The following is an 18,996-nucleotide window of genomic DNA, read 5'->3' on the forward strand; positions in this document are numbered from 1 at the left end:
CAATCACACTAACTCCAAATATTTTATTTAGAGTTATTTTATTTATTTTTATTAATAAAGTGGTGCATTTTTACTTTGCACTACTGGTACATTTTACCTTTGCATTTGACAAATGCCATAAATCGGAAAAAAGAATAACCAAATGTAGCTTTATCAGATGTTAGAGTTTCAGAACCATTAAATTGGATAGAAATAGAGGGAATTGAAATAAATAAAGATATATATGAATATTTAAATAAAGTTTGTGAGGAAATAGAACTTTGTCATTTAAATGATTATACAGGAGCTTTAACACAAGAGCAAAAAGAGTATATAAAGAAAAATAGATGGAGTACAGATAAAGTTTGGAAATAAAAACCACAAAAAGAAGATAAAGGAAGTTCTAATCCTTGGAGATAGGATACTATCCAATAAACCTAGAGTTTGACAACAAAGGATGCTTTACTTTATAAATAATGAACTAAAAGAGTTTTAAATACTTGACAAACTTTGACTCAATTTGCTATAATTCTTTAGCAGTTTGAGATATAGAGTGCTAAATCATAGAAAGGTTAAATAAAGTGATAGATAAAAAAGAGTTTTTATTACAATCAATTATAAAAGCATATATCGAACACTTAGAACCAATTGGCTCAAAAGAGCTAAAATCTATGTACGATTTAGAGTATTCAACTGCGACAATTAGAGGTTATTTTAAAAAATTAGGCGATGAAGGTTTTTTAGCTCAAGAGCATATAAGTAGTGGAAGAACTCCTACAAATGAGGCTTTAAAACAATACTGGTTGGGAAAACTAAATTTCCCAATAAGTGGTGTAAATATAAAAGCTGTAAAATATTTAGCAGATGATTTAGGAGTAACTGTTTTTCTAAAAAAAGAGAAAAACGATATTTTAGAAAACCTAATAAATGTAGAGAATAGATATATAATTTTGGAATTTACAAGCTTTGCTGTTAGCATAAAATTTAGCTCAGCTTTATATAAATTTTTGAGTGATTTTTTGCAAAATAGCTTAGATGATATTTTAAAAATATCAAAAGATGTCGGAGCTTATGAGCTTTATAGTGCGATAAATTTTAGCTTACAAAATAGTGATTTTGAGATTTTTAACTATAAAGAGTTTTTATCTTTGGCACTAAATTTTGATTTTGATGAGTTTACAATAAATAGATTTTTAAAAGGCACAATTTTAGATGAACTAAAAGAGGGCTTATATTTTGATGGTTTTTTACCACAAGATTATATAGGAGTTTGTAAATTCTGCAAAATCAATAATGAAGATGTAAAAATGTTTGTTGTTGGTCGATTATCAAAAGATTATGAATACTTTTTTGAACAAATTAAAAATTTTTAAGGAGATAAAATGAGTGAAGTAAAACAAGATGTTGATTTAGAAGAAGAGATAGAAAAAACAGAAAGTTGTAGTGAAGAGTCAAAGTGTTGCGAAGAAAATGAGCAAAAAGAGGAGACTCTTGAAGATGTAGTAGCTAGACTTGAAAATGAGTTAAAAGAGAGTGAAGATAAGTTCTTAAGAGTTCATGCTGATTTTGAAAATATCAAAAAAAGATTAGAAAAAGAGAAGTTTATGGCAATAGATTATGCAAGTGAGAAGTTTGCAAAAGATTTATTAACTCCACTTGATACACTTGAAATGGCATTACAGTCAGCAAATGCAAATATTAGTGCTGAAGAGCTTTTACCAAAATTAAAAGAGGGAATAGAGCTTACAATTAAAAGCTTTTTAACAACTTTTGAAAAACACAATATCACAAAAGTTGCAACAGATGGTGAGTTTGATCCAAATTTACACGATGCAGTTATGAAAGTAGATAGTAGTGAACATGAAAGTGGACAAATTGTTGCAGAGTTGCAAACTGGATATTTGTTAAAAGATAGGTTATTGCGACCAGCGATGGTTTCAATAGCAAATTAATTTATATAGAAACTTCATATAAACTCATCTCGACAAGAGTTTACCACATTTGGTAACCCAAAGCTGAAGCTTTGACCAAATGGGCAAAATTGTCTCTTTTCGTTTATATTTTGTTTCTACTGGTGCGAAAAGCAATTCGACCGCAATGTCATAAAACTATAAATTAGAATTGAAAATTAAAAAAACAAAACTTAATAAAAGGATAAGAAAATGAGTAAAGTAATAGGTATAGATTTAGGAACAACAAACTCTTGTGTTGCTGTTTATGAAAATGGTGAAGCAAAAATTATTCCAAATAAAGAGGGAAAAAATACAACTCCATCAATTGTTGCATATACAGATAAAGGTGAAGTTTTAGTTGGTGATCCAGCAAAAAGACAAGCTATCACAAACCCAGAAAAAACAATATATTCTATAAAAAGAATTATGGGACTTATGATGAATGAAGAGAATGCAAAAGCAGCTCAAGGGAAAGTTGGATATAAAATAGTTGATAGAAATGGAGCAGCAGCAGTTGAAATTGCTGGAAAAGTTTACACTCCACAAGAAATTTCAGCAAAAATTTTAGGAAAATTAAAAGCTGATGCTGAAGAGTATTTAGGTGCAAAAGTTACAGATGCAGTTATTACAGTTCCTGCATATTTTAATGATGCACAAAGAAAAGCAACTCAAGAAGCAGGAACAATTGCAGGATTAAATGTACTAAGAATTATAAATGAGCCAACAGCGGCATCTTTAGCTTATGGACTTGATAAAAAAGGTGAAGAGAAAGTTTTAGTTTACGATTTAGGTGGAGGAACTTTTGACGTTACAGTTTTAGAAATTGGTGATGGAACTTTTGAAGTTTTAAGTACAGATGGAAATGCTTTCTTAGGTGGAGATGATTTTGATAATGCAATTATTGATTGGTTAGCAGATGAGTTCAAAAGTGAAAATGGATTTGACATTAAAAACGATAAAATGGCACTTCAAAGATTAAAAGATGCAGCTGAAAATGCTAAAAAAGAGCTAAGCTCAGCTGAAAGTACAGAGATTAACTTACCATTTATCTCTATGGGAAATGCAGGTCCAGTTCACTTAGTAAAATCTTTAACAAGAGCAAAATTTGAAGCTATGACTGAAAAATTAATTGATGAAACACTATCTCATATCAAAGTTGCACTAAAAGAGGCAAGTCTTGATAAAGGTGATATTGATGAGATTATTATGGTTGGTGGAAGTACAAGATTACCAAAAGCAAATCAAGTAGTACGTGAGTTTTTTGGAAAAGATTTAAATAAAGGTGTAAATCCTGATGAAGTTGTTGCTGCTGGTGCTGCTGTTCAAGCTGGAGTTTTAAGAGGAGATGTTAAAGATGTTCTTTTACTAGATGTTACACCATTAAGCTTAGGAATTGAGACTTTAGGTGGAGTTATGACAAAATTAATCGAAAAAGGTACAACAATTCCAGTTAAAAAATCTCAAGTTTTCTCAACAGCTGATGATAACCAACCAGCAGTTTCTATCCATGTTTCTCAAGGAGAAAGAGAGTTTGCAAGAGATAATAAATCTTTAGGTATGTTTGAACTTTCAGATATTCCAGCAGCTCCAAGAGGTGTTCCTCAAATTGAAGTAACATTTGATATTGATGCGAATGGTGTTTTAAATGTAAGTGCAAAAGATAAAGGAACAGGAAAAGAGAATAAAATCACAATCTCTGGAAGTTCTGGATTAAGTGATGATGAGATAGCAAAAATGGTAGCTGAAGCTGAAGCAAACAAAGATGCAGATGCTAAGAAAAAAGCTCTAATTGAAACTAGAAATCAAGCAGATGCAATGCTTCACACTACTAGAAAAACTTTAGAAGAGAATGAAAATGCTATTTTAGAAGAAGAGAAAAAAGCAATTATTGACTCAGCTGCTTCTTTAGAAGAAATTTTAAAAGATGAAAATGCAACAAAAGAGCAAATTGATGAAAAACTAAAAGTTTTAACAGAAAAATCTCACAAATTAGCAGAAGCTATGTATAAAAAAGAGGGTGAGCAAGGTCAAGGTGGACAAGCAAACCAAAAAGCAAAAAAAGATGACGATGTTATCGATGCAGAAGTAGAGTAATCTCTACTTCATGCAAACACTATTTTTCCTATTTTTAACTTTTATTATAGTAATATTTTTACTATATATCTTTTTTAAATCAAAACAAAACCGACTTTCTAAACTTTTAAATGGGACTTGTCCTAGATGTTTGGAAACAAAAAAGATTTTTTTTGATGAAGCTACAAAAACAAAATTTACAAAAGAGATTATTGAAACAAGAGTCTTAAAAGACTATGGTTGTTCGGGAATCAAAGATGTTGAATTTTCTTGTAAAAGTTGTGATTTAAAAGAGATACACTCTATAAATTCTCAAAATGGATGTCATATATGAAAAATTTATTATTTTTATTTTTAGCTATTTTTATAATTTCTGGATGTTCAAAAAAACAAGAACAAATTCCACAAGCTCCAGTTATTGAAAAAACAAAAGAAGTAGTTATAGAAGAGCAAAATAGTGAAGTTGAAAATGGTATGCAAAAAGTATCTTTTTTAGAAATTGATGGCTTTTTTGAGGATGATTTAAATCATGCTTTAGAGGTTTTTAAAAAAGATTGTAAAAAATCAAAAAGATATGACGAATTTAAAAATGTATGTAAAAAAGCAGAGTTTGAAAAAGATGGAAGAAAATTTTTTATGTTAAATTTTGAACCATATAAACTTTTTGATAGTAAAGCAAAGGATGAGGGGACAATCACAGGTTATTATGAACCACTTTTATATGGAAGTCTAAAAAAAACTTCAAGATATAAATATCCAATTTATTACACTCCAAAAAATTTGATAATTACAGATAGAGTAAACTCAAATGGAAGTAAGAGAGGCAAAATTGTAAAAGGTAAAATCGTACCTTATGATACAAGAGAGCAGATAGAGAAAAATCCAAAAAATCCAAATTTAGTTCCAATAGCTTATGTTGATGATAAGTTTGATTTGTTTTTCTTGCATATTCAAGGAAGTGGAAAAATAAAGCTTGATACTGGAGAGCTTTTAAATGTGGGATATGCTGAACAAAATGGTTGGCCATATGTTAGTATAGGCTCATATTTAATTGAAAAAAACTATATTACAAAAGATGAGATGAGTGTTCAAGCTATGAAAGATTTCTTTGTGGCTAATCCAAAAATTATGGATGAAGTTTTTAAATCAAATCCTAGTTATGTATTTTTTAAAGTTTCTCCAAATGGAGCAACAGGAGCTTTAAATACCGTTTTAACAGCAAAAAGAAATTTAGCAGTTGATAGAAGTTATATTCCTCTTGGAATGCCAGTATTCTTAAGCACAAAAAATCCTGTTACAAAAGAGCCATTAAATCAAATGATGGTTGCAGCTGATGTTGGTGGAGCTATTAAAGGTGAAATTAGAGCTGACTTTTTTTGGGGATTTGGTGATGAAGCTTTTAATTATGCTGGAAGAATGAAAGAAAAAGGAAAAATGTATATTTTAAAACCTAAGTATTAAAAGATGGTTGTTGTATTACATACAACAACCATTTCCACAACATGAACTTATAGGTTCATCTTTATAAAATTTTATAACAAGATTATTAAACATCTCTTGTATTTGGAATTCATGTTTTTTGCAAAATGTTCTATTCATAATATTTTTCATTTCAATTGCTTTTAATAAAGCATCATCTTTTGAAGCAAACTCTATATTATTTTCTAAATCACTCTTTTTAAAACAAGAACATTGGTCTTGAACAATAATTTTAAACATAAAAATACCTTTAAATAATAAAAATTAAAGGCGAAATTTTATCAAATTTTATATATTAAAGCAAATTAATAAGAAAAAAGGGTATAATCTACTCATAATTTTAAAAGGAAACTGATGCATATTACAAATCTTTTATCACAATATTTTGGAAAATTCGCAAAAACAAAATTCCCAAGCTTTATTCAAAAAATAATAAATTCAAGTTATGTTAGATTAATGAAGTTAGATATGACAGAATTTAAGAATGCAAAACATTATAAATCTTTAAATGAACTTTTTACAAGAGAACTAATTATAGATAGAAAAATTGATAATAGCTCAAATATTTTTATATCTCCAACAGATAGTTTAATAACAGAGTGCGGAGAACTTAAAAAAGATATAGCCTTACAAATAAAAGGTATGGAATATAGTGTTGAAGAGCTTTTAACTTATCACTGTAGCAACAATTTTGATAAATTGGAAAATGGAGATTTTATGAATTTTTATCTATCTCCAAAAGATTATCACAGATACCACTCTCCAATAGATTTTAAATTAAAAAAATTAATTCATATTCCAGGTAAGTTATATCCTGTAAATTTAAAATATCTAAATAAAGAGTTTGAACTATTTGTACAAAATGAAAGAGTTGTATTAGAGTGTGAAAGTGAAGGAAAACTATTTTATATGGTTTTTGTAGGAGCTTTAAATGTTGGTCAAATGGTATTTACTTTTGAACCACAAGTTGAGACAAATAAAGATACAAAAGAGATAAAAGTTTATACTTATGAAAATATAGAAATTTCAAAAGCTGACTGTTTGGGGTATTTTAAAATGGGTTCAACTGTTGTAATGATTTGGGAAAAAGATTTTGTAACAATAGAAAATCTTTTAAATCAAAATATAAAATTTGGGCAAAAGATTTCTACAATAAGATAAACAATGAATACAAAACTTTTTTTCAAAATTGCTTGGTTACTAATAGTTAGTCTTTTGCTATATATAGCTTTTGTTATATTTTTCTTATCTCCAAAGATAAATGATTATTTATCAAATATTGAGCTTGAAATATCAAAAGGACAATTTGAGAAAATAGCTCAAGCTATAAATAATGAATCAAGAAAGTATGAAGATAAAGAGCAGTTAATTGGGCAAGTTAAACTAATTGTTTCTAGTTTGACTTTGGGAAAAGCTGGATATGTATTTATTTTTGATAAAGATGGAAAAATTATTTTTGACCCAAGTGGAGAGTTTGCTTCAAAATCTTTGGAAGATGTAATAATTCCAGGAGTTGGAAAAAAATATCTTTATGAAGAGATGAAAACACACTCTCTTACAAAAGAGCCACTAGAGTACGATTGGAATAGAATTTATGATCCATATAACTACTCATATAAAAAAGTATCATGGGTTATCCATAATGATAAATTTGATTGGTATATAGCCTCAAATGTTTATAAAGAGGATTTTTTAAACTTTACAGAAGGGGTTAATTCTTTAATTTTAAATATCTCAATTCTACTTTTTGCTGTTTTAACACTAATTGGTATATTTATTACAGTTAAAATTGTTGCTCCAATAAATAAAATGTTAGCAGAAGTAAATAAGATAAATATTGTATCAAATTTAGATAGAACAGGAAAAACGAAAGATGAGATGGTTTATCTTTCAAAACAATTTAATACTTTAGTTGATGAAGTTGAGTCAAATAGAAAAAATATAGAGCTTCAAGAAAAAGTATTTAAAGATAAGTTATATTTTGATGGATTAACTGGAATTAGAAATAGGGTTGCTCTTGAAGATGATATAAAAGATGTAGAATTTGTTTCTGTTGTTTTAGTTGATATTGACTCTTTTGCAGATATAAATGAACTTTATGGGTTTAATGTTGGAGATTTAGTTTTAGTTGAAACAGCAAAAGTTTTAGAACAATTTTCAGAAAAATTTGGGGTAACTCCATATAGACTTTATGGAAATGTTTTTGCTTTAGTAAATACAACTATGATGAATTTTACAAAGTATGATGAGTTTATTAGTGAAAGCTTGAAAGTTTTCAAAGAGAATCCACTATTTATAGAAAAAGAGAATTTAGAAATTTTTATAAATGTAACATTGGGAATTTCAATTGCTCAAGATGAGCCTTTAAAAGCAGCTACAATAGCTTTAAATAGAGCAAAAAAATCTAGTAAAAGATTTTTTGTTTATAATGCAGAAATTGATACAAAAGAGTCAATTAAAAACTCAATTTATTGGCGAGAAAAGATAAAAGAAGCGATTCAAAATGATTGTGTTGTTCCATTTTTTCAGCCAATTTATAATACTGAAAATGAGATAGTAAAATATGAAGCTCTAATGAGAATAAAAGATTTTGATATGCATGGAAAAGAGATTTTTCATTTACCATACTTATTTTTAGATACAGCATTTAAAACAAAACAGTATTTGCAGTTGGCAAACCAGATGTTAGGTAAGATTATAAGACTTCTTCCTACAACACAAAAATATATCTCTTTTAATATTAGTTTTGATGATATTATGAATAATGATTTTATTGAGATGCTAGATAAATATATTGATAAATTAGATATTGAAAATAAAGCAAAATTAGTATTTGAGATTTTGGAAAGTGATTCTATAAGTGAGTATCAAATACTTGATGATTTCATAAGTAAATATAGAAAACAAGGTGTAAAAATTGCGATTGATGATTTTGGAACAGGTTATTCAAACTTTGCTCATATTTTAAAAATAAGACCAGATTTTATAAAAATAGATGGCTCTTTAATAAAAAATATTACAACAGATAAAAATTCTAGTGAAATGGTAAAATCAATTATTGACTTCTCAAAAGCTTTAAATATTAAAATAACTGCTGAATTTGTACACAATGAAGAAGTTTATAAAAGATTAATAGATATGCAAGTTGATGAATTCCAAGGTTTCTATTTAGGAAGACCTGAAGCAACAATTGAGTAATTTAATATAATAAAAAGTATATTTTAGTAAGAATTAATAAATTTAATACTAAGGAGAATTTATGTCACAAACTACAAAAATTTCAGAGCTTGAACTAGCTGGAACAAAACAAGGTAAAATCATTGTTTCAAATGTAACTGAACCTTATGGAAAAGATACAGCAGATGTTGTAAGTATTGCAATTGCTTTAAATGGTGAAGATATTCAATGGAAAGCTCATATTCCATATGAAAATATAGATGGAGTAATTGAAGCTTTACAAAAAGCAAAAGATATTAAAAAGTAATCTTTAAGCTTTTTCTTGTGATATAATTAAGCAAAAAAAGGCTTCTTATGTCACAACTACAAATAATTGGAAGAGTAGAGCCTATATCTATTTTAGATTTAGAACTTTTTGATTTAGATGCAAAGATAGATACAGGTGCTTATTCAAATTCCCTACATTGCGATGATATAACTATAGAAGATAAAATGGTGAGTTTTAGACTATTAGATAAAATTCATCCAGCCTATCACAATAAAAAAATACAAATGCCACTTTATGAAGAGAGAAAAGTAAAAAGCTCAAATGGAACTGCACAAAATAGAGCCTTTATTCAAGTAAAAGTGAAGTTTGCAGATAAAACATATAAAACTGTAGTCTCCTTAACAAATCGTGCTGATATGAAATACCCAATGCTAATTGGAAGAAAATTTATGAAAAATCGTTTTTTAGTTGATGTATCAAAGAAAAATTTAACAAAATAGGAGTGAAAAATGTTGGTTTATATTTTATCAAGAAATGAAAACTTGTACTCTACAAAAAGATTATATGAAGAGGCTTTAAATAAAGCTTGGGAAGTAAAAGTTATAGATTATTTAAAATGTACAATTGAGATTATGAAAAATGAACTTGTTGTAAATTATGAAGGAAAAGTTTTACCAATTCCAGATGCTATAATTCCACGAATTGGAGCTAGTAGAACTTTTTATGGAGCTGCTATGGTGCGACACTTTGAGATGCAAGATGTTTTTAGCACAACAGGAAATTTAGCACTTACAAGAAGTAGAGATAAGCTAAGAAGTCTTCAAGTTTTATCAAAAAATGGAGTTGATTTACCAAGAACAGTTTTTGCTTCAAACAAATCAAGTGCAAAAGATGTTATTGCTTTAAGTGGTGGAACTCCTTTGGTTTTAAAAATTCTTGAAGGAACTCAAGGAGTTGGAGTTGTTTTAGTTGATAGCAAAAAAGCCGCAAAATCTGTACTTGATGCATTTTATGGAATGGATGTAAACTTACTTGTACAGGAGTATATAGAAGAAGCAGGTGGAAGTGATATAAGGGTTTTTGTTGTAAATGGTGAAGTTGTTGCTGCTATGAAGCGACAAGGAGCAGAGGGAGATTTTAGATCAAACCTTCATCAAGGTGGAAATGCAAGTGTTTATAAGTTAAATAGAAAAGAGAAAGCAACAGCTCTAGCAGCAGCGAAAGCTATGGGTTTAGGAGTTTGTGGAGTTGATATGATAATCTCAAAAAGAGGACCTTTGGTTATGGAAGTAAACTCAAGTCCAGGATTAGAGGGTATTGAGAAATCTACAAATATAAATGTAGCAGGAAAAATTATGGATTATATTGAACAAAATGTAAAACCTAGTTGCCCAATAAACCCTGTAAAAAGAAAAATAAAAAAAGATACAATAGGTGCATAAAATTAGAGATTTTAGCCTATTATTTATAGGCTACAGTCTCTCTATTTTCATCTAACCAAGCAGCCATTCCACCTTCTAAATGAGCAACATTTGTGTAACCTTGACTTAACAAAAAAGTCCCAATCATTCTAGTTCTATTTGCATGAGCACAGATTAAAATAAATTTTTGATCTTTTGCTTTTACATATTTTTGGAACTCATTTAACCATTTCTCTATATCATAATTCCCAAAATCATCGAAAAATGTAAGTGGAATACTGTTTTTTATAATTCCAGTAGCTATAAATTCACCTTCTCTTCTAACATCAATCATTATAATATTTTCAGTTTCTAGCTTCTCTATATCATCTGGACTAATTTCTGTTAAATTTGCCATAATTCTCTCCTAAAAAATGAAATATTATCATAAAAATTTATAATTTATTAAAAACTAAATATTATAAATATTAATAAACAAACTCTTTACAAAGATTAAATATAATATAAAAATTTTTTTTGGGGGTATTAAATGAAGAGATATTTATTTATATTTTTATTGTCAGTAACTGCACTTCTCTCTTATGAAGAGCTTACGATTGATGATTTTGATGAAAAGCTAAAAGGTAAAAATGCTATTGTTGATTTTTATGCACCATGGTGTCCACCTTGTAAAATTTTAGCAAATAATTTGGAAGATTTTGAGATACAAAAGCCTGAAGATGTTGAGATTTTCAAAGTAAATATTGAAAATGAATTAGTTTTGGCAAAAAAATATGGTGTGCGAAAGTTACCAACTTTGATTTACTTTAAAGATGGTAAGGCATTTAAGCAAGATGTTGGAATAAAAACAGCTGATGAACTTATTGAAATCAGCAAAACAGAGTTTAAATAGGGGAATTTTATGAAAAAGATTATTTTATTTTTATCACTTTTTATATACTCATTTTCTTTGGAGTTAGGAAACAAAGTATTAGAACCAGAAGAAGCTTTTAAAGTAAATTTTGAAAAGCAAGAGAACAGTTTAAATATAAAACTTGAACTTGGAAAAGATATATATTTGTATGATGATAAACTTCAAGTAAATATTACAAAACCAAAAAAAGTGGAGCTTATCAAAGATTTAAAGCTTCCAAAACCAGTGGAATATGATGGCTTTATAGTACATTTGGAAGATTTAAATATAGATATTCCATATAGTTTATTAAAAGAGAAAATTAGCTCAAATAAGTTTGAAATAGAGTTTAAATTTCAAGGTTGTTCAAAAGCTGGGCTTTGCTATGCACCTATGAGTGAAAAACAGGTTATTTTCTTTGAAGCTGATGTAAAAGAGCAAGTTATTGAACCTGCAAAAGAAGAAGCCAAAGAAAATCAGGCAAGTCAAAAAGAAGATAGCAAAATAGCTACAACTGAAGTTTTAAATGAAACAGATATTATTGCAAACACATTTAAAGACTCTAGCACTTTGATTGTTCTTGCTACATTTTTTGGATTTGGATTACTTTTAGCATTTACACCTTGTGTATTTCCAATGATTCCAATTCTTTCATCAATTATTGTAAAAGCTTCACAAAATGAAACAATGAGTGCAAGAAAAGGCTTTACAATGTCTTTAGTTTATGTACTTGCTATGAGTTTTGCTTATTCACTTGCAGGTATTATTGCAGGAGTTTTTGGAGCAAATTTACAAGCATCTTTGCAAAATCCTTATGTTTTAGTTGCTTTTGCTTTGATTTTTATAGCCCTTGCATTTTCAATGTTTGGATATTTTGAAATAAGACTTCCAACATCTTTGCAAAATAGAATAAATAAAACAAGTGAAGGAAAAGAGCAGCAAGGAATGCTAGGAATTGCTATTATGGGGTTTCTTTCAGCACTTATAGTTGGACCTTGTGTAGCCCCTCCACTTGCAGGTGCTTTAGTATATATTGGTCAAACAGGAGATGCAGTTCTAGGAGGTATGGCACTATTTGTAATGAGCCTTGGAATGGGAGTTCCACTTCTTTTAATAGGACTTGGAGCTGGGAAATTTATGCCAAAACCAGGTGGATGGATGGAAGGTGTTACAAAAATCTTTGGAATAATTATGCTAGGAGTTGCTATTTGGCTTCTTGATAGAGTTTTAAATGCAAGTGTTTCAATGATTTTATGGGCATTACTATTTATTGGGGCTGCAATTTATTTAAAAGTTTATACTCATATTATTTCAAAACTAATAACAAATGTTTTATATATTTTAGGAGCAGTTTTGCTTATTGGTGCAATAAGTGGTGCTACAAATCCACTAAAACCACTTGAAAAGTTTACAAGTGGTGTTGCAGTTAAAGAAGAAGCAAAACTAAACTTTACATATATTAAAAACCTTGATGAGCTTGAAATTGCAATTAAAAACTCTTCAAAACCAGTAATTTTGGATTTTTGGGCTTCTTGGTGTGTATCTTGCAAAGAGTTAGATGAGATTACATTTAAGAATAGTGAAGTTATAGAAAAGCTTAAAAACTTCACACTTTTAAAAGTTGATGTTACACAAAACAGTGATGATGATAAAGCAATACAAAAAAGATTTGCTATTGTAGGACCACCAGCACTTGTTTTTTGGGATAAAGATAAAAATGAAGTAAAAAGTGCAAAAATTGTTGGATATAAAAATCCAAAAGAGTTTTTGGAAATAGTAAATAAGAATTTTTAAATTAAATAAATTTGTTATATAATAACTCCTTTTTTAGGGAGTTATTTGTATGGAATTTACACTAGAATTTTTAATATTTGCTTCTATTGTCATTTTTTTATCTGCATTAGTTCAAGCAACTATTGGGTTTGGTTTTCCGATGATTGCAACTCCTCTTCTAGCTATGGTTACAGATATGAAAACTGCTGTGATATATGTTGCTATTCCAACACTTTTATTAAATCTGAGTGCATTAATACTTGAGAAGGATTTATTTAAAGCTATTAAAAAATTCTTTCCATTGGCTTTTATGGCTATGATTGGAAGTGCAATAGGCACACAAATTTTGATTTATAGTAACTCAGAGTTTTTCAAACTTCTTTTAGCTATTTCAATACTTTTTTATCTTTTTAGTCAAAAATTTTCTTTTTCTATGCCTTGGGTAGCAAACAAACCAGTTTTATCAACAGTGATTTTTGGGCTTAGTGCAGGTATTATTGGTGGCTTAACAAATGTTATGGCTTTAGTTTTAATAATATACTCTTTGGAGTCAAAACATACAAAAAAAGAGATTATTCAATCTTCAAATTTATGTTTTCTATTTGGAAAAATTATTCAAATTATACTATTTGTATATCATGGTTCTTTTTCTCAAGAGATATTAGAACTCTCTTTCTACAATTTAATAATAGTTGCAGTTTGTATAGCAATAGGATTTAATTTAAAAAATAGAGTTGAAAATAGTTATTTTAAGGTAATTAAGTGGTTTTTGTTTTTTATGGCAATAGCTTTGATAGGACAAACTCTATTTTAAAAGAGAGTTTACCTCTCTTTTAAATTCTTTTATATAAATATAAATACTCCAGCTAGAATAAACAGTAAATATAGTAAACCAAATATTCCACCTAAAAGCCACCATTTAGCTTGTGAAATATATCCAGCTCCATACCAAATAGGTGCAGGACCAGTTGCATAAGGAGTAAGAATACCCATAACTCCTAAACTTCCAGCTAGTAAAATTGTAAATGTAAGAATCGACTCAGCAGGTAAGAATTGAGTTGCAATTACCATAAACAATGGAACTAAAGCTGTAACATGGGCAGTTGTACTAGCAAAGAAATAGTGTAGTGCATAGAACAATAAAAGTAAAGCAATAATAAGTGCCATAGGACTTAAACCAGATAACATAGCTTCAGAGTTTTGACCAATGTAATCTAAAATACCAACTTTTTTTAATCCATCTGCAAGTGCAACTAAAGTAGCAAACCAAATAAATACATTAAATGCTGCTTTTTCTCCAAGTAAGTCATCCCAAGAGATAACTCCTGATAAAACCATTACAGAAACTACACAAATAGCAGTTGTTGTTGCATCAATACCTACTTCTTTCCCAAAAATCCAAAGAATTAGAGCAACTGTTGCAAGTCCTGCCATTAAATACTCTTTAAATGTTACACCACCTAATTTTTTTAACTCTTCAGCAGCCCATGCTGGTGCTTCTGGAGATTTTTTTTGAGTTGGTGGATATAAAACATAAGTTAGCCAAGGAGTTAAAATAAATAGTGGCAACATAAGTGGAATCATAATTTTTGCCCACTCCATCCAAGTTATTGCATGTCCTGTACTTTTGCTTATTAAATCAACAGCTAGTAAGTTTGGTGCAAGTGCTGTTAAAAACATAGAACTTGTTACACAAGTTGTTGCAATTGCAACCCAAGAGATGTAAGCACCAATCTTTCGCGGTTCATTATCTGGATATGAGTTGAAAATATGTGGAATATTAATAGCAACTGGATAGACACTTCCTCCGCTTCTTGCAGTGTTTGAAGGCATAAATGGAGCTAAAATTAAGTCAGAAAATGCAACAGCATATCCAAGTCCAAGAGTACTTTTCCCCATATATTTAACCATAATTAAAGAAACTCTTCTTCCAAGTCCTGTTTTTTTGTAACCAAGAGCAAACATAAATGCAGCAAAAATTAACCAAATAACACTATTACCAAATCCGCTTAATGCCCAATTTATACTAACTTTTGCATTTCCCATAAGCCCTAAAGCTGCTATTAATGAAACTCCAGCAAATCCTATAAGTGCTGCTGGAACTGGTTCTAAGATTAGCCCTACAACAATTGCCAAGAAAATTGCTAGAAAATGCCAAGCATTTTGTGACAATCCTTCGGGTGCTGGAATAAACCATAAAACTAATGCAACTAATACAGGTATTAGTAGACCTATACTTTTTTTAGACATATCGTCCCCTTTCTATTAAAGTTATGTAATTATAATATAAATATATTACAAAACATATATAAGCAAGAATTAATAATAGCTATATTTAAAATATTTGCTATAATTTCACAAAAATTTTGGAGAAAAAGATGAAAATATTTTTGATATGTTTTTTATTTATTGTTGGATTATTTTCTCAAGAGTGGAAAATACAAAATGATCCATATTATAAACATAAAGTGAGCCAATTTCTTATGCTAAAAGATGATACAAATGCAAAAATTATGATGTTGGGAGATTCAATTACAGATGAAGGTGAGTGGAGTGAACTTTGGGGAGAAGTTGTACAAAATAGAGGAATTAGCGGAGATACTACAAGTGGAGTTTTGGATAGATTAAATACAGTTAGCCCAAATATAAAAGAGGTTTATATAATGATTGGTGTAAACGATATTATGAGGGGAACAAAATATGAAACTGTATTTGAGAACTACAAAAAAATTGTTGAATTCTTTAAAAAAACAGGAGTGAAAATAAGTATTCAATCAACTTTATATATTGGGGAGAGTAGAAAAAAAGATTTTAATAGTGAAGTTGAGAATTTAAATAATAGTTTAAAAGATTTTGCAAATAAAGAGGGAGTAAATTTTATAGACTTAAATCCATTTTTAGCTCCTAATAAGGTGTTAAAACAAGAGTTCACAAAAGATGATTTGCATCTAAATGGTGATGCTTATAAAGTTTGGATAACAAAAATAAAGAAGCAAAATTAAGGAATTAATTCTTCTTTTGATATAATAAAAGACTTTTAAAAATGACAAAGGGTGGTTTTATGCAAGAAAAACAGTTACAAGAAGATGAAATAGATTTAAAAGAGCTATTTAAAACTATTTGGGATAAAAGAATTTTTATAGCTATTTTTACTTTGGTAGTTACGGTTTTATCAGCTATTTATGTTTATACTAAAACTCCAATATATGAAGCAAAGGCTTTAATTGAAATTGGAGAGTATAAATTAAATAATAACACTAAAACATCTGTTGATGATACAGCAAGTTTGGATAAGAAGCTAAATACATTATTTGTTGATATGGAAAAAAATAACCAAAATAAAACTTCAGAGATTACAAATATTTCAGTAGTAAAAGGTCTAAAAAACTTTTTAGAGATAAAAAGTGAAGCTATTTCAAACGAAGCAGCTAAAAATGAGATTTTAAAAGTTTTAGCATTTACTCAATCTGAACATGAAAAAGTTCTTGATGATGTTAAGAAACAAAAAGAGTTAGAATTAAAGATGATAGATCTTCAAATTTCTGATATTAAATCAAAATCAGTTGCATTAATAGATAAGAAATTAGAAAATAATGCAAATAGATTAGCAAGTTTAGAGGAACAATTAAAATTTGTAGATGAAAATCTTAAAAAAATTGATACTTTAAATCCATCTTTAGCTGCTTTAAAATTAATGGAGAAAAAAGATATTACAACTTTAATAAATAATCTTACTGTGCAAACTTTTGAACTTGAAAGTAAAAAAGATGAGTTATTGACAACTACTTTATATAAGTTAGAAGAAAATAAAAAAACTATTGAAGTTCTTCTTTTACCTCATAATTATAAGAATAGCCAAATTGTTGGAGACATTATGACAAATGATTTTCCAACAAAACCTAAAAAATCTCTTACAATCGCAGTTGCTTTTGTTACAGGATTTATTTTATCTATTTTTGTTGTATTTGTATTAAATTTTATTAGAACATCAAAAGATAAGTAATTTATGTTGATAAAAAGCAATAGTATAAAATTTCTATCGCTTTTTATCTCTCTTTTTTTCTTAATTTACCTCTTTTATCTTATCTACTCTTCATTTTTTATAGTTAAAAATCAATTTACTGATATTGGAAGTTTAACTTATGTAAATCAAGTAAGATTGGATGAATATACAAAAAATTTGAGTGATTTTTTAACAAAAGATTGTAATAAAGACTCTATTTGTGAAGTTCAAAATATCTTAGATTTTGTTACAAAAATTCCTTATAAAATAAATGAAAGTATCGCAAAAAGCCCAAAAAAAGTTGTTGAGCAAAATTTTGGAGATTGTGATGACAAATCAAATCTACTTATATCTTTACTTAAACAAAAAAATTATGAAGCCTATTTTGTTTTAGTTCCTGAACATATTTTTGTGATTGTACATCTTGAAAATATAGATTTAAAAAAGCCATCTTTATATTTAAATGCTAAAAGATTTTATATCTTAGAAAGCACAGCAACAGCTTCAAAAATAGGCTTTCCACTAAAATATAAATTAGGTGAAATTGAAGCTATTATTGACCCATTTATAAATAAAAAGCTTATAATAAATAGTTTGGAGTACAAATGACATACAAAGAGTGGTTTTTAAATCAAGGTAATTTGCATAAAGAAGTTATGAAAAAGCTTGAAAATTTCACAAAAGATGAGATTTTAGAGTATTTTAAATTTGAAAATATGCAAAAAAATGAACCAGATTTTTGCTTACTTTACAAAGAAAATAAGAAATGTCACGATATAGAGGATTTAAATTGCTATTTATGTGCTTGTCCACATTTTAGATTTAATGATTCTGGTCTAAGTGTTAATCAAGATAAAAAAACTATATATTCAATTTGTAGTATAAATTCAAGAAAAGGAAGCCAGTTTGAAGGCGATGATTATATTCATCAAGATTGTTCAAACTGTGATATTCCGCATAAAAAAAATTATATAAAAAAAAGATTTAATATAAATTGGTTTGAGATTATGAAAGATTCAGAAACTCATTTTTAATTTCATCATTTTTTGAGTAGATTTTATATTTTATATTTTTATAATAAAACTCTAAATAATTTGCATGAAGCCACAATCTATGGGATTTTGTAACTTTTTCTCTATCTTCTTTACTTAAAGTTTTGTTTAGATAATTTTCTGCATTTTCATCATCAATTCCATAAATTGGATCTCCAAAAATTGTATGCCCAATTGAGTGAAGATGAACTCTTATTTGATGTTGGCGACCTGTTAGTGGCAGGGCTTCAACTAGAGTCAAATCTCTTTTTTCATTGTATTTTAATGGTTTTATAATAGTAATTGACTCTTTTCCTCCTTCATCCTCTGAACAAGTTTTCATTCTAACTCCAATTAAAAGACCTTCTCTATCAAGTGGTTTATCAATTTTTATCTCTTTTTCTATTTTTCCTTCTACAATTGCAAGATAAGATTTATGATACTTTTTATCTTGAAACATATCTTTTAACTCTATTTCGCTTTTTTTGTTTTTCCCAACAATCACAAGTCCACTTGTTTCAGCATCTATTCTATGAATTAAATTTGCATCTTCACCAAAATGAAATCTTATTTCATCTAGTAAAGAGTACTCTGTATGTTTAGAAATAGGGTGAACCATCAAATGAGATGGTTTATCAAAAATAGCAAAATCTTTGAACTCCAAAAGAGGCTTTAATCCTCTTGTATTTCCTTCAAAAAGCCCTATATAAATATGTTCACAATTTACTTTTTCGCCAGAGCTAAAAGCACTCATATCTTCTTTGAAAACTCTACCTTTAGATACCAATCTTTGGGCAACTTGAGTTGAAAATCCCAAATAATGGGATAGTAGAATTTGGATTTTTTTATCTTTTATCGCTTTAAATTTTTTAAGTACAAATGGCAAAATTCTCTTCCTAATTTTAAGTTCACAATGGATACAATGTCTATTCATTTTAAAACAAAATT

At 28.3% G+C, this 18,996-nt stretch carries 21 protein-coding genes; 17 read left to right on the forward strand and 4 right to left on the reverse strand.

Annotated elements, in window-relative coordinates:
• The first annotated feature begins 560 nt into the window (after nucleotides 1-560).
• The 5 genes from IQC44_RS03610 to mltA all read left to right on the forward strand — a co-directional run bounded on the left by IQC44_RS03610 (nucleotide 561) and on the right by mltA (nucleotide 5,465).
• Nucleotides 561-1,352, forward strand: a complete 792-nt coding sequence (locus tag IQC44_RS03610) for a heat-shock protein (RefSeq protein WP_198304853.1) — start codon at nucleotides 561-563, stop codon at nucleotides 1,350-1,352.
• 9 nt (nucleotides 1,353-1,361) lie between these two features.
• Nucleotides 1,362-1,931 (forward strand): nucleotide exchange factor GrpE, encoded by a 570-nt coding sequence (gene grpE, locus IQC44_RS03615; protein ID WP_198304855.1) that lies wholly within the window; start codon nucleotides 1,362-1,364, stop codon nucleotides 1,929-1,931.
• Nucleotides 1,932-2,141: 210 nt separating this feature from the next.
• Nucleotides 2,142-4,025 carry a molecular chaperone DnaK gene (dnaK, locus tag IQC44_RS03620; RefSeq protein ID WP_198304859.1) on the forward strand — a complete coding sequence of 628 codons (1,884 nt, stop codon included), beginning with the start codon at nucleotides 2,142-2,144 and terminating at the stop codon, nucleotides 4,023-4,025.
• 10 nt (nucleotides 4,026-4,035) lie between these two features.
• A complete protein-coding gene (locus IQC44_RS03625; RefSeq protein WP_198304860.1) occupies nucleotides 4,036-4,338 on the forward strand; it encodes a hypothetical protein in 303 nt (100 codons plus the stop codon).
• A complete protein-coding gene (gene mltA / locus IQC44_RS03630) occupies nucleotides 4,335-5,465 on the forward strand; it encodes a murein transglycosylase A (RefSeq protein WP_198304861.1) in 1,131 nt (376 codons plus the stop codon). The genes IQC44_RS03625 and mltA overlap by 4 nt, the downstream gene beginning before the upstream one ends.
• A 15-nt stretch (nucleotides 5,466-5,480) precedes the next feature.
• Here the strand turns inward: mltA and IQC44_RS03635 are convergent, their stop codons facing one another.
• Nucleotides 5,481-5,723, reverse strand: a complete 243-nt coding sequence (locus tag IQC44_RS03635; protein WP_198304863.1) for a hypothetical protein — start codon at nucleotides 5,721-5,723, stop codon at nucleotides 5,481-5,483.
• A gap of 114 nt (nucleotides 5,724-5,837) precedes the next feature.
• Here IQC44_RS03635 and IQC44_RS03640 point away from each other — a divergent pair, with 114 nt between their 5' ends.
• The 5 genes from IQC44_RS03640 to rimK all read left to right on the forward strand — a co-directional run bounded on the left by IQC44_RS03640 (nucleotide 5,838) and on the right by rimK (nucleotide 10,370).
• Nucleotides 5,838-6,644, forward strand: a complete 807-nt coding sequence (locus IQC44_RS03640; protein WP_198304864.1) for a phosphatidylserine decarboxylase — start codon at nucleotides 5,838-5,840, stop codon at nucleotides 6,642-6,644.
• 3 nt (nucleotides 6,645-6,647) lie between these two features.
• Complete coding sequence (locus tag IQC44_RS03645; RefSeq protein WP_198304866.1) at nucleotides 6,648-8,681, forward strand: EAL domain-containing protein; 2,034 nt, start codon at nucleotides 6,648-6,650, stop codon at nucleotides 8,679-8,681.
• Nucleotides 8,682-8,742: 61 nt separating this feature from the next.
• The gene (locus tag IQC44_RS03650) at nucleotides 8,743-8,967 is read left to right on the forward strand and encodes a hypothetical protein (RefSeq protein ID WP_198304868.1); all 225 of its coding nucleotides are present in this window, start codon (nucleotides 8,743-8,745) and stop codon (nucleotides 8,965-8,967) included.
• Nucleotides 8,968-9,014: 47 nt separating this feature from the next.
• Nucleotides 9,015-9,428: an ATP-dependent zinc protease family protein gene (locus IQC44_RS03655; protein ID WP_198304870.1), complete on the forward strand. Its 414-nt coding sequence runs from the start codon at nucleotides 9,015-9,017 to the stop codon at nucleotides 9,426-9,428.
• Nucleotides 9,429-9,437: 9 nt separating this feature from the next.
• Nucleotides 9,438-10,370, forward strand: coding sequence for a 30S ribosomal protein S6--L-glutamate ligase (rimK, locus tag IQC44_RS03660; protein WP_198304872.1), 933 nt, complete (start codon nucleotides 9,438-9,440; stop codon nucleotides 10,368-10,370).
• A gap of 19 nt (nucleotides 10,371-10,389) precedes the next feature.
• On the opposite strand, the gene IQC44_RS03665 is transcribed toward rimK, so the two are convergent.
• A complete protein-coding gene (locus tag IQC44_RS03665) occupies nucleotides 10,390-10,746 on the reverse strand; it encodes a rhodanese-like domain-containing protein (RefSeq protein ID WP_198304874.1) in 357 nt (118 codons plus the stop codon).
• A gap of 132 nt (nucleotides 10,747-10,878) precedes the next feature.
• Between IQC44_RS03665 and IQC44_RS03670 the strand changes: the two genes are divergently transcribed.
• From IQC44_RS03670 to IQC44_RS03680, 3 genes are read left to right on the forward strand one after another with little or no spacing between them, the layout of a single operon-like run.
• Nucleotides 10,879-11,241: a thioredoxin family protein gene (locus IQC44_RS03670; RefSeq protein WP_198304876.1), complete on the forward strand. Its 363-nt coding sequence runs from the start codon at nucleotides 10,879-10,881 to the stop codon at nucleotides 11,239-11,241.
• 9 nt (nucleotides 11,242-11,250) lie between these two features.
• Nucleotides 11,251-13,035: a protein-disulfide reductase DsbD gene (gene dsbD / locus IQC44_RS03675; protein ID WP_198304878.1), complete on the forward strand. Its 1,785-nt coding sequence runs from the start codon at nucleotides 11,251-11,253 to the stop codon at nucleotides 13,033-13,035.
• Between the two features lie 49 nt (nucleotides 13,036-13,084).
• The gene (locus IQC44_RS03680; protein WP_198304880.1) at nucleotides 13,085-13,828 is read left to right on the forward strand and encodes a sulfite exporter TauE/SafE family protein; all 744 of its coding nucleotides are present in this window, start codon (nucleotides 13,085-13,087) and stop codon (nucleotides 13,826-13,828) included.
• A 29-nt stretch (nucleotides 13,829-13,857) separates the two neighbouring features.
• Here the strand turns inward: IQC44_RS03680 and IQC44_RS03685 are convergent, their stop codons facing one another.
• A complete protein-coding gene (locus tag IQC44_RS03685; RefSeq protein WP_198304882.1) occupies nucleotides 13,858-15,264 on the reverse strand; it encodes an anion permease in 1,407 nt (468 codons plus the stop codon).
• A 128-nt stretch (nucleotides 15,265-15,392) separates the two neighbouring features.
• On the opposite strand from IQC44_RS03685, the gene IQC44_RS03690 reads away from it, so the two are divergent.
• From IQC44_RS03690 to IQC44_RS03705, 4 genes are read left to right on the forward strand one after another with little or no spacing between them, the layout of a single operon-like run.
• Entirely contained in the window at nucleotides 15,393-16,016 is a 624-nt protein-coding gene (locus IQC44_RS03690; RefSeq protein WP_198304884.1) for a GDSL-type esterase/lipase family protein, read from the forward strand.
• Nucleotides 16,017-16,075: 59 nt separating this feature from the next.
• Nucleotides 16,076-17,017, forward strand: coding sequence for a Wzz/FepE/Etk N-terminal domain-containing protein (locus IQC44_RS03695; protein ID WP_198304886.1), 942 nt, complete (start codon nucleotides 16,076-16,078; stop codon nucleotides 17,015-17,017).
• Nucleotides 17,018-17,020: 3 nt separating this feature from the next.
• Nucleotides 17,021-17,626, forward strand: a complete 606-nt coding sequence (locus IQC44_RS03700) for a transglutaminase-like domain-containing protein (RefSeq protein ID WP_198304888.1) — start codon at nucleotides 17,021-17,023, stop codon at nucleotides 17,624-17,626.
• Nucleotides 17,623-18,051 carry a hypothetical protein gene (locus tag IQC44_RS03705; RefSeq protein ID WP_198304890.1) on the forward strand — a complete coding sequence of 143 codons (429 nt, stop codon included), beginning with the start codon at nucleotides 17,623-17,625 and terminating at the stop codon, nucleotides 18,049-18,051. Before IQC44_RS03700 ends, IQC44_RS03705 begins: the two co-directional genes overlap by 4 nt.
• Here the strand turns inward: IQC44_RS03705 and IQC44_RS03710 are convergent.
• Nucleotides 18,023-18,934, reverse strand: a complete 912-nt coding sequence (locus tag IQC44_RS03710) for an RluA family pseudouridine synthase (RefSeq protein WP_198304898.1) — start codon at nucleotides 18,932-18,934, stop codon at nucleotides 18,023-18,025. The genes IQC44_RS03705 and IQC44_RS03710 overlap by 29 nt on opposite strands.
• Between the last annotated feature and the right edge of the window lie 62 nt (nucleotides 18,935-18,996).

This window comes from Arcobacter vandammei (assembly GCF_016106035.1).
Lineage (GTDB): Bacteria > Campylobacterota > Campylobacteria > Campylobacterales > Arcobacteraceae > Aliarcobacter > Aliarcobacter vandammei.

Excerpts from the sequence above, each read along its gene's own strand:
- IQC44_RS03670 (WP_198304876.1), top strand. The coding sequence starts at position 10,879 with ATGAAGAGATATTTATTTATATTTTTATTGTCAGTAACTGCACTTCTC.
- IQC44_RS03680 (WP_198304880.1), top strand. The coding sequence starts at position 13,085 with ATGGAATTTACACTAGAATTTTTAATATTTGCTTCTATTGTCATTTTT.
- IQC44_RS03650 (WP_198304868.1), top strand. The coding sequence starts at position 8,743 with ATGTCACAAACTACAAAAATTTCAGAGCTTGAACTAGCTGGAACAAAA.
- IQC44_RS03695 (WP_198304886.1), top strand. The coding sequence starts at position 16,076 with ATGCAAGAAAAACAGTTACAAGAAGATGAAATAGATTTAAAAGAGCTA.
- mltA (WP_198304861.1), top strand. The coding sequence starts at position 4,335 with ATGAAAAATTTATTATTTTTATTTTTAGCTATTTTTATAATTTCTGGA.
- dsbD (WP_198304878.1), top strand. The coding sequence starts at position 11,251 with ATGAAAAAGATTATTTTATTTTTATCACTTTTTATATACTCATTTTCT.
- IQC44_RS03640 (WP_198304864.1), top strand. The coding sequence starts at position 5,838 with ATGCATATTACAAATCTTTTATCACAATATTTTGGAAAATTCGCAAAA.
- IQC44_RS03645 (WP_198304866.1), top strand. The coding sequence starts at position 6,648 with ATGAATACAAAACTTTTTTTCAAAATTGCTTGGTTACTAATAGTTAGT.
- IQC44_RS03700 (WP_198304888.1), top strand. The coding sequence starts at position 17,021 with ATGTTGATAAAAAGCAATAGTATAAAATTTCTATCGCTTTTTATCTCT.
- dnaK (WP_198304859.1), top strand. The coding sequence starts at position 2,142 with ATGAGTAAAGTAATAGGTATAGATTTAGGAACAACAAACTCTTGTGTT.
- IQC44_RS03625 (WP_198304860.1), top strand. The coding sequence starts at position 4,036 with ATGCAAACACTATTTTTCCTATTTTTAACTTTTATTATAGTAATATTT.
- IQC44_RS03690 (WP_198304884.1), top strand. The coding sequence starts at position 15,393 with ATGAAAATATTTTTGATATGTTTTTTATTTATTGTTGGATTATTTTCT.
- IQC44_RS03685 (WP_198304882.1), bottom strand. The coding sequence starts at position 15,264 with ATGTCTAAAAAAAGTATAGGTCTACTAATACCTGTATTAGTTGCATTA.
- IQC44_RS03655 (WP_198304870.1), top strand. The coding sequence starts at position 9,015 with ATGTCACAACTACAAATAATTGGAAGAGTAGAGCCTATATCTATTTTA.
- IQC44_RS03665 (WP_198304874.1), bottom strand. The coding sequence starts at position 10,746 with ATGGCAAATTTAACAGAAATTAGTCCAGATGATATAGAGAAGCTAGAA.
- grpE (WP_198304855.1), top strand. The coding sequence starts at position 1,362 with ATGAGTGAAGTAAAACAAGATGTTGATTTAGAAGAAGAGATAGAAAAA.
- IQC44_RS03635 (WP_198304863.1), bottom strand. The coding sequence starts at position 5,723 with ATGTTTAAAATTATTGTTCAAGACCAATGTTCTTGTTTTAAAAAGAGT.
- rimK (WP_198304872.1), top strand. The coding sequence starts at position 9,438 with ATGTTGGTTTATATTTTATCAAGAAATGAAAACTTGTACTCTACAAAA.
- IQC44_RS03705 (WP_198304890.1), top strand. The coding sequence starts at position 17,623 with ATGACATACAAAGAGTGGTTTTTAAATCAAGGTAATTTGCATAAAGAA.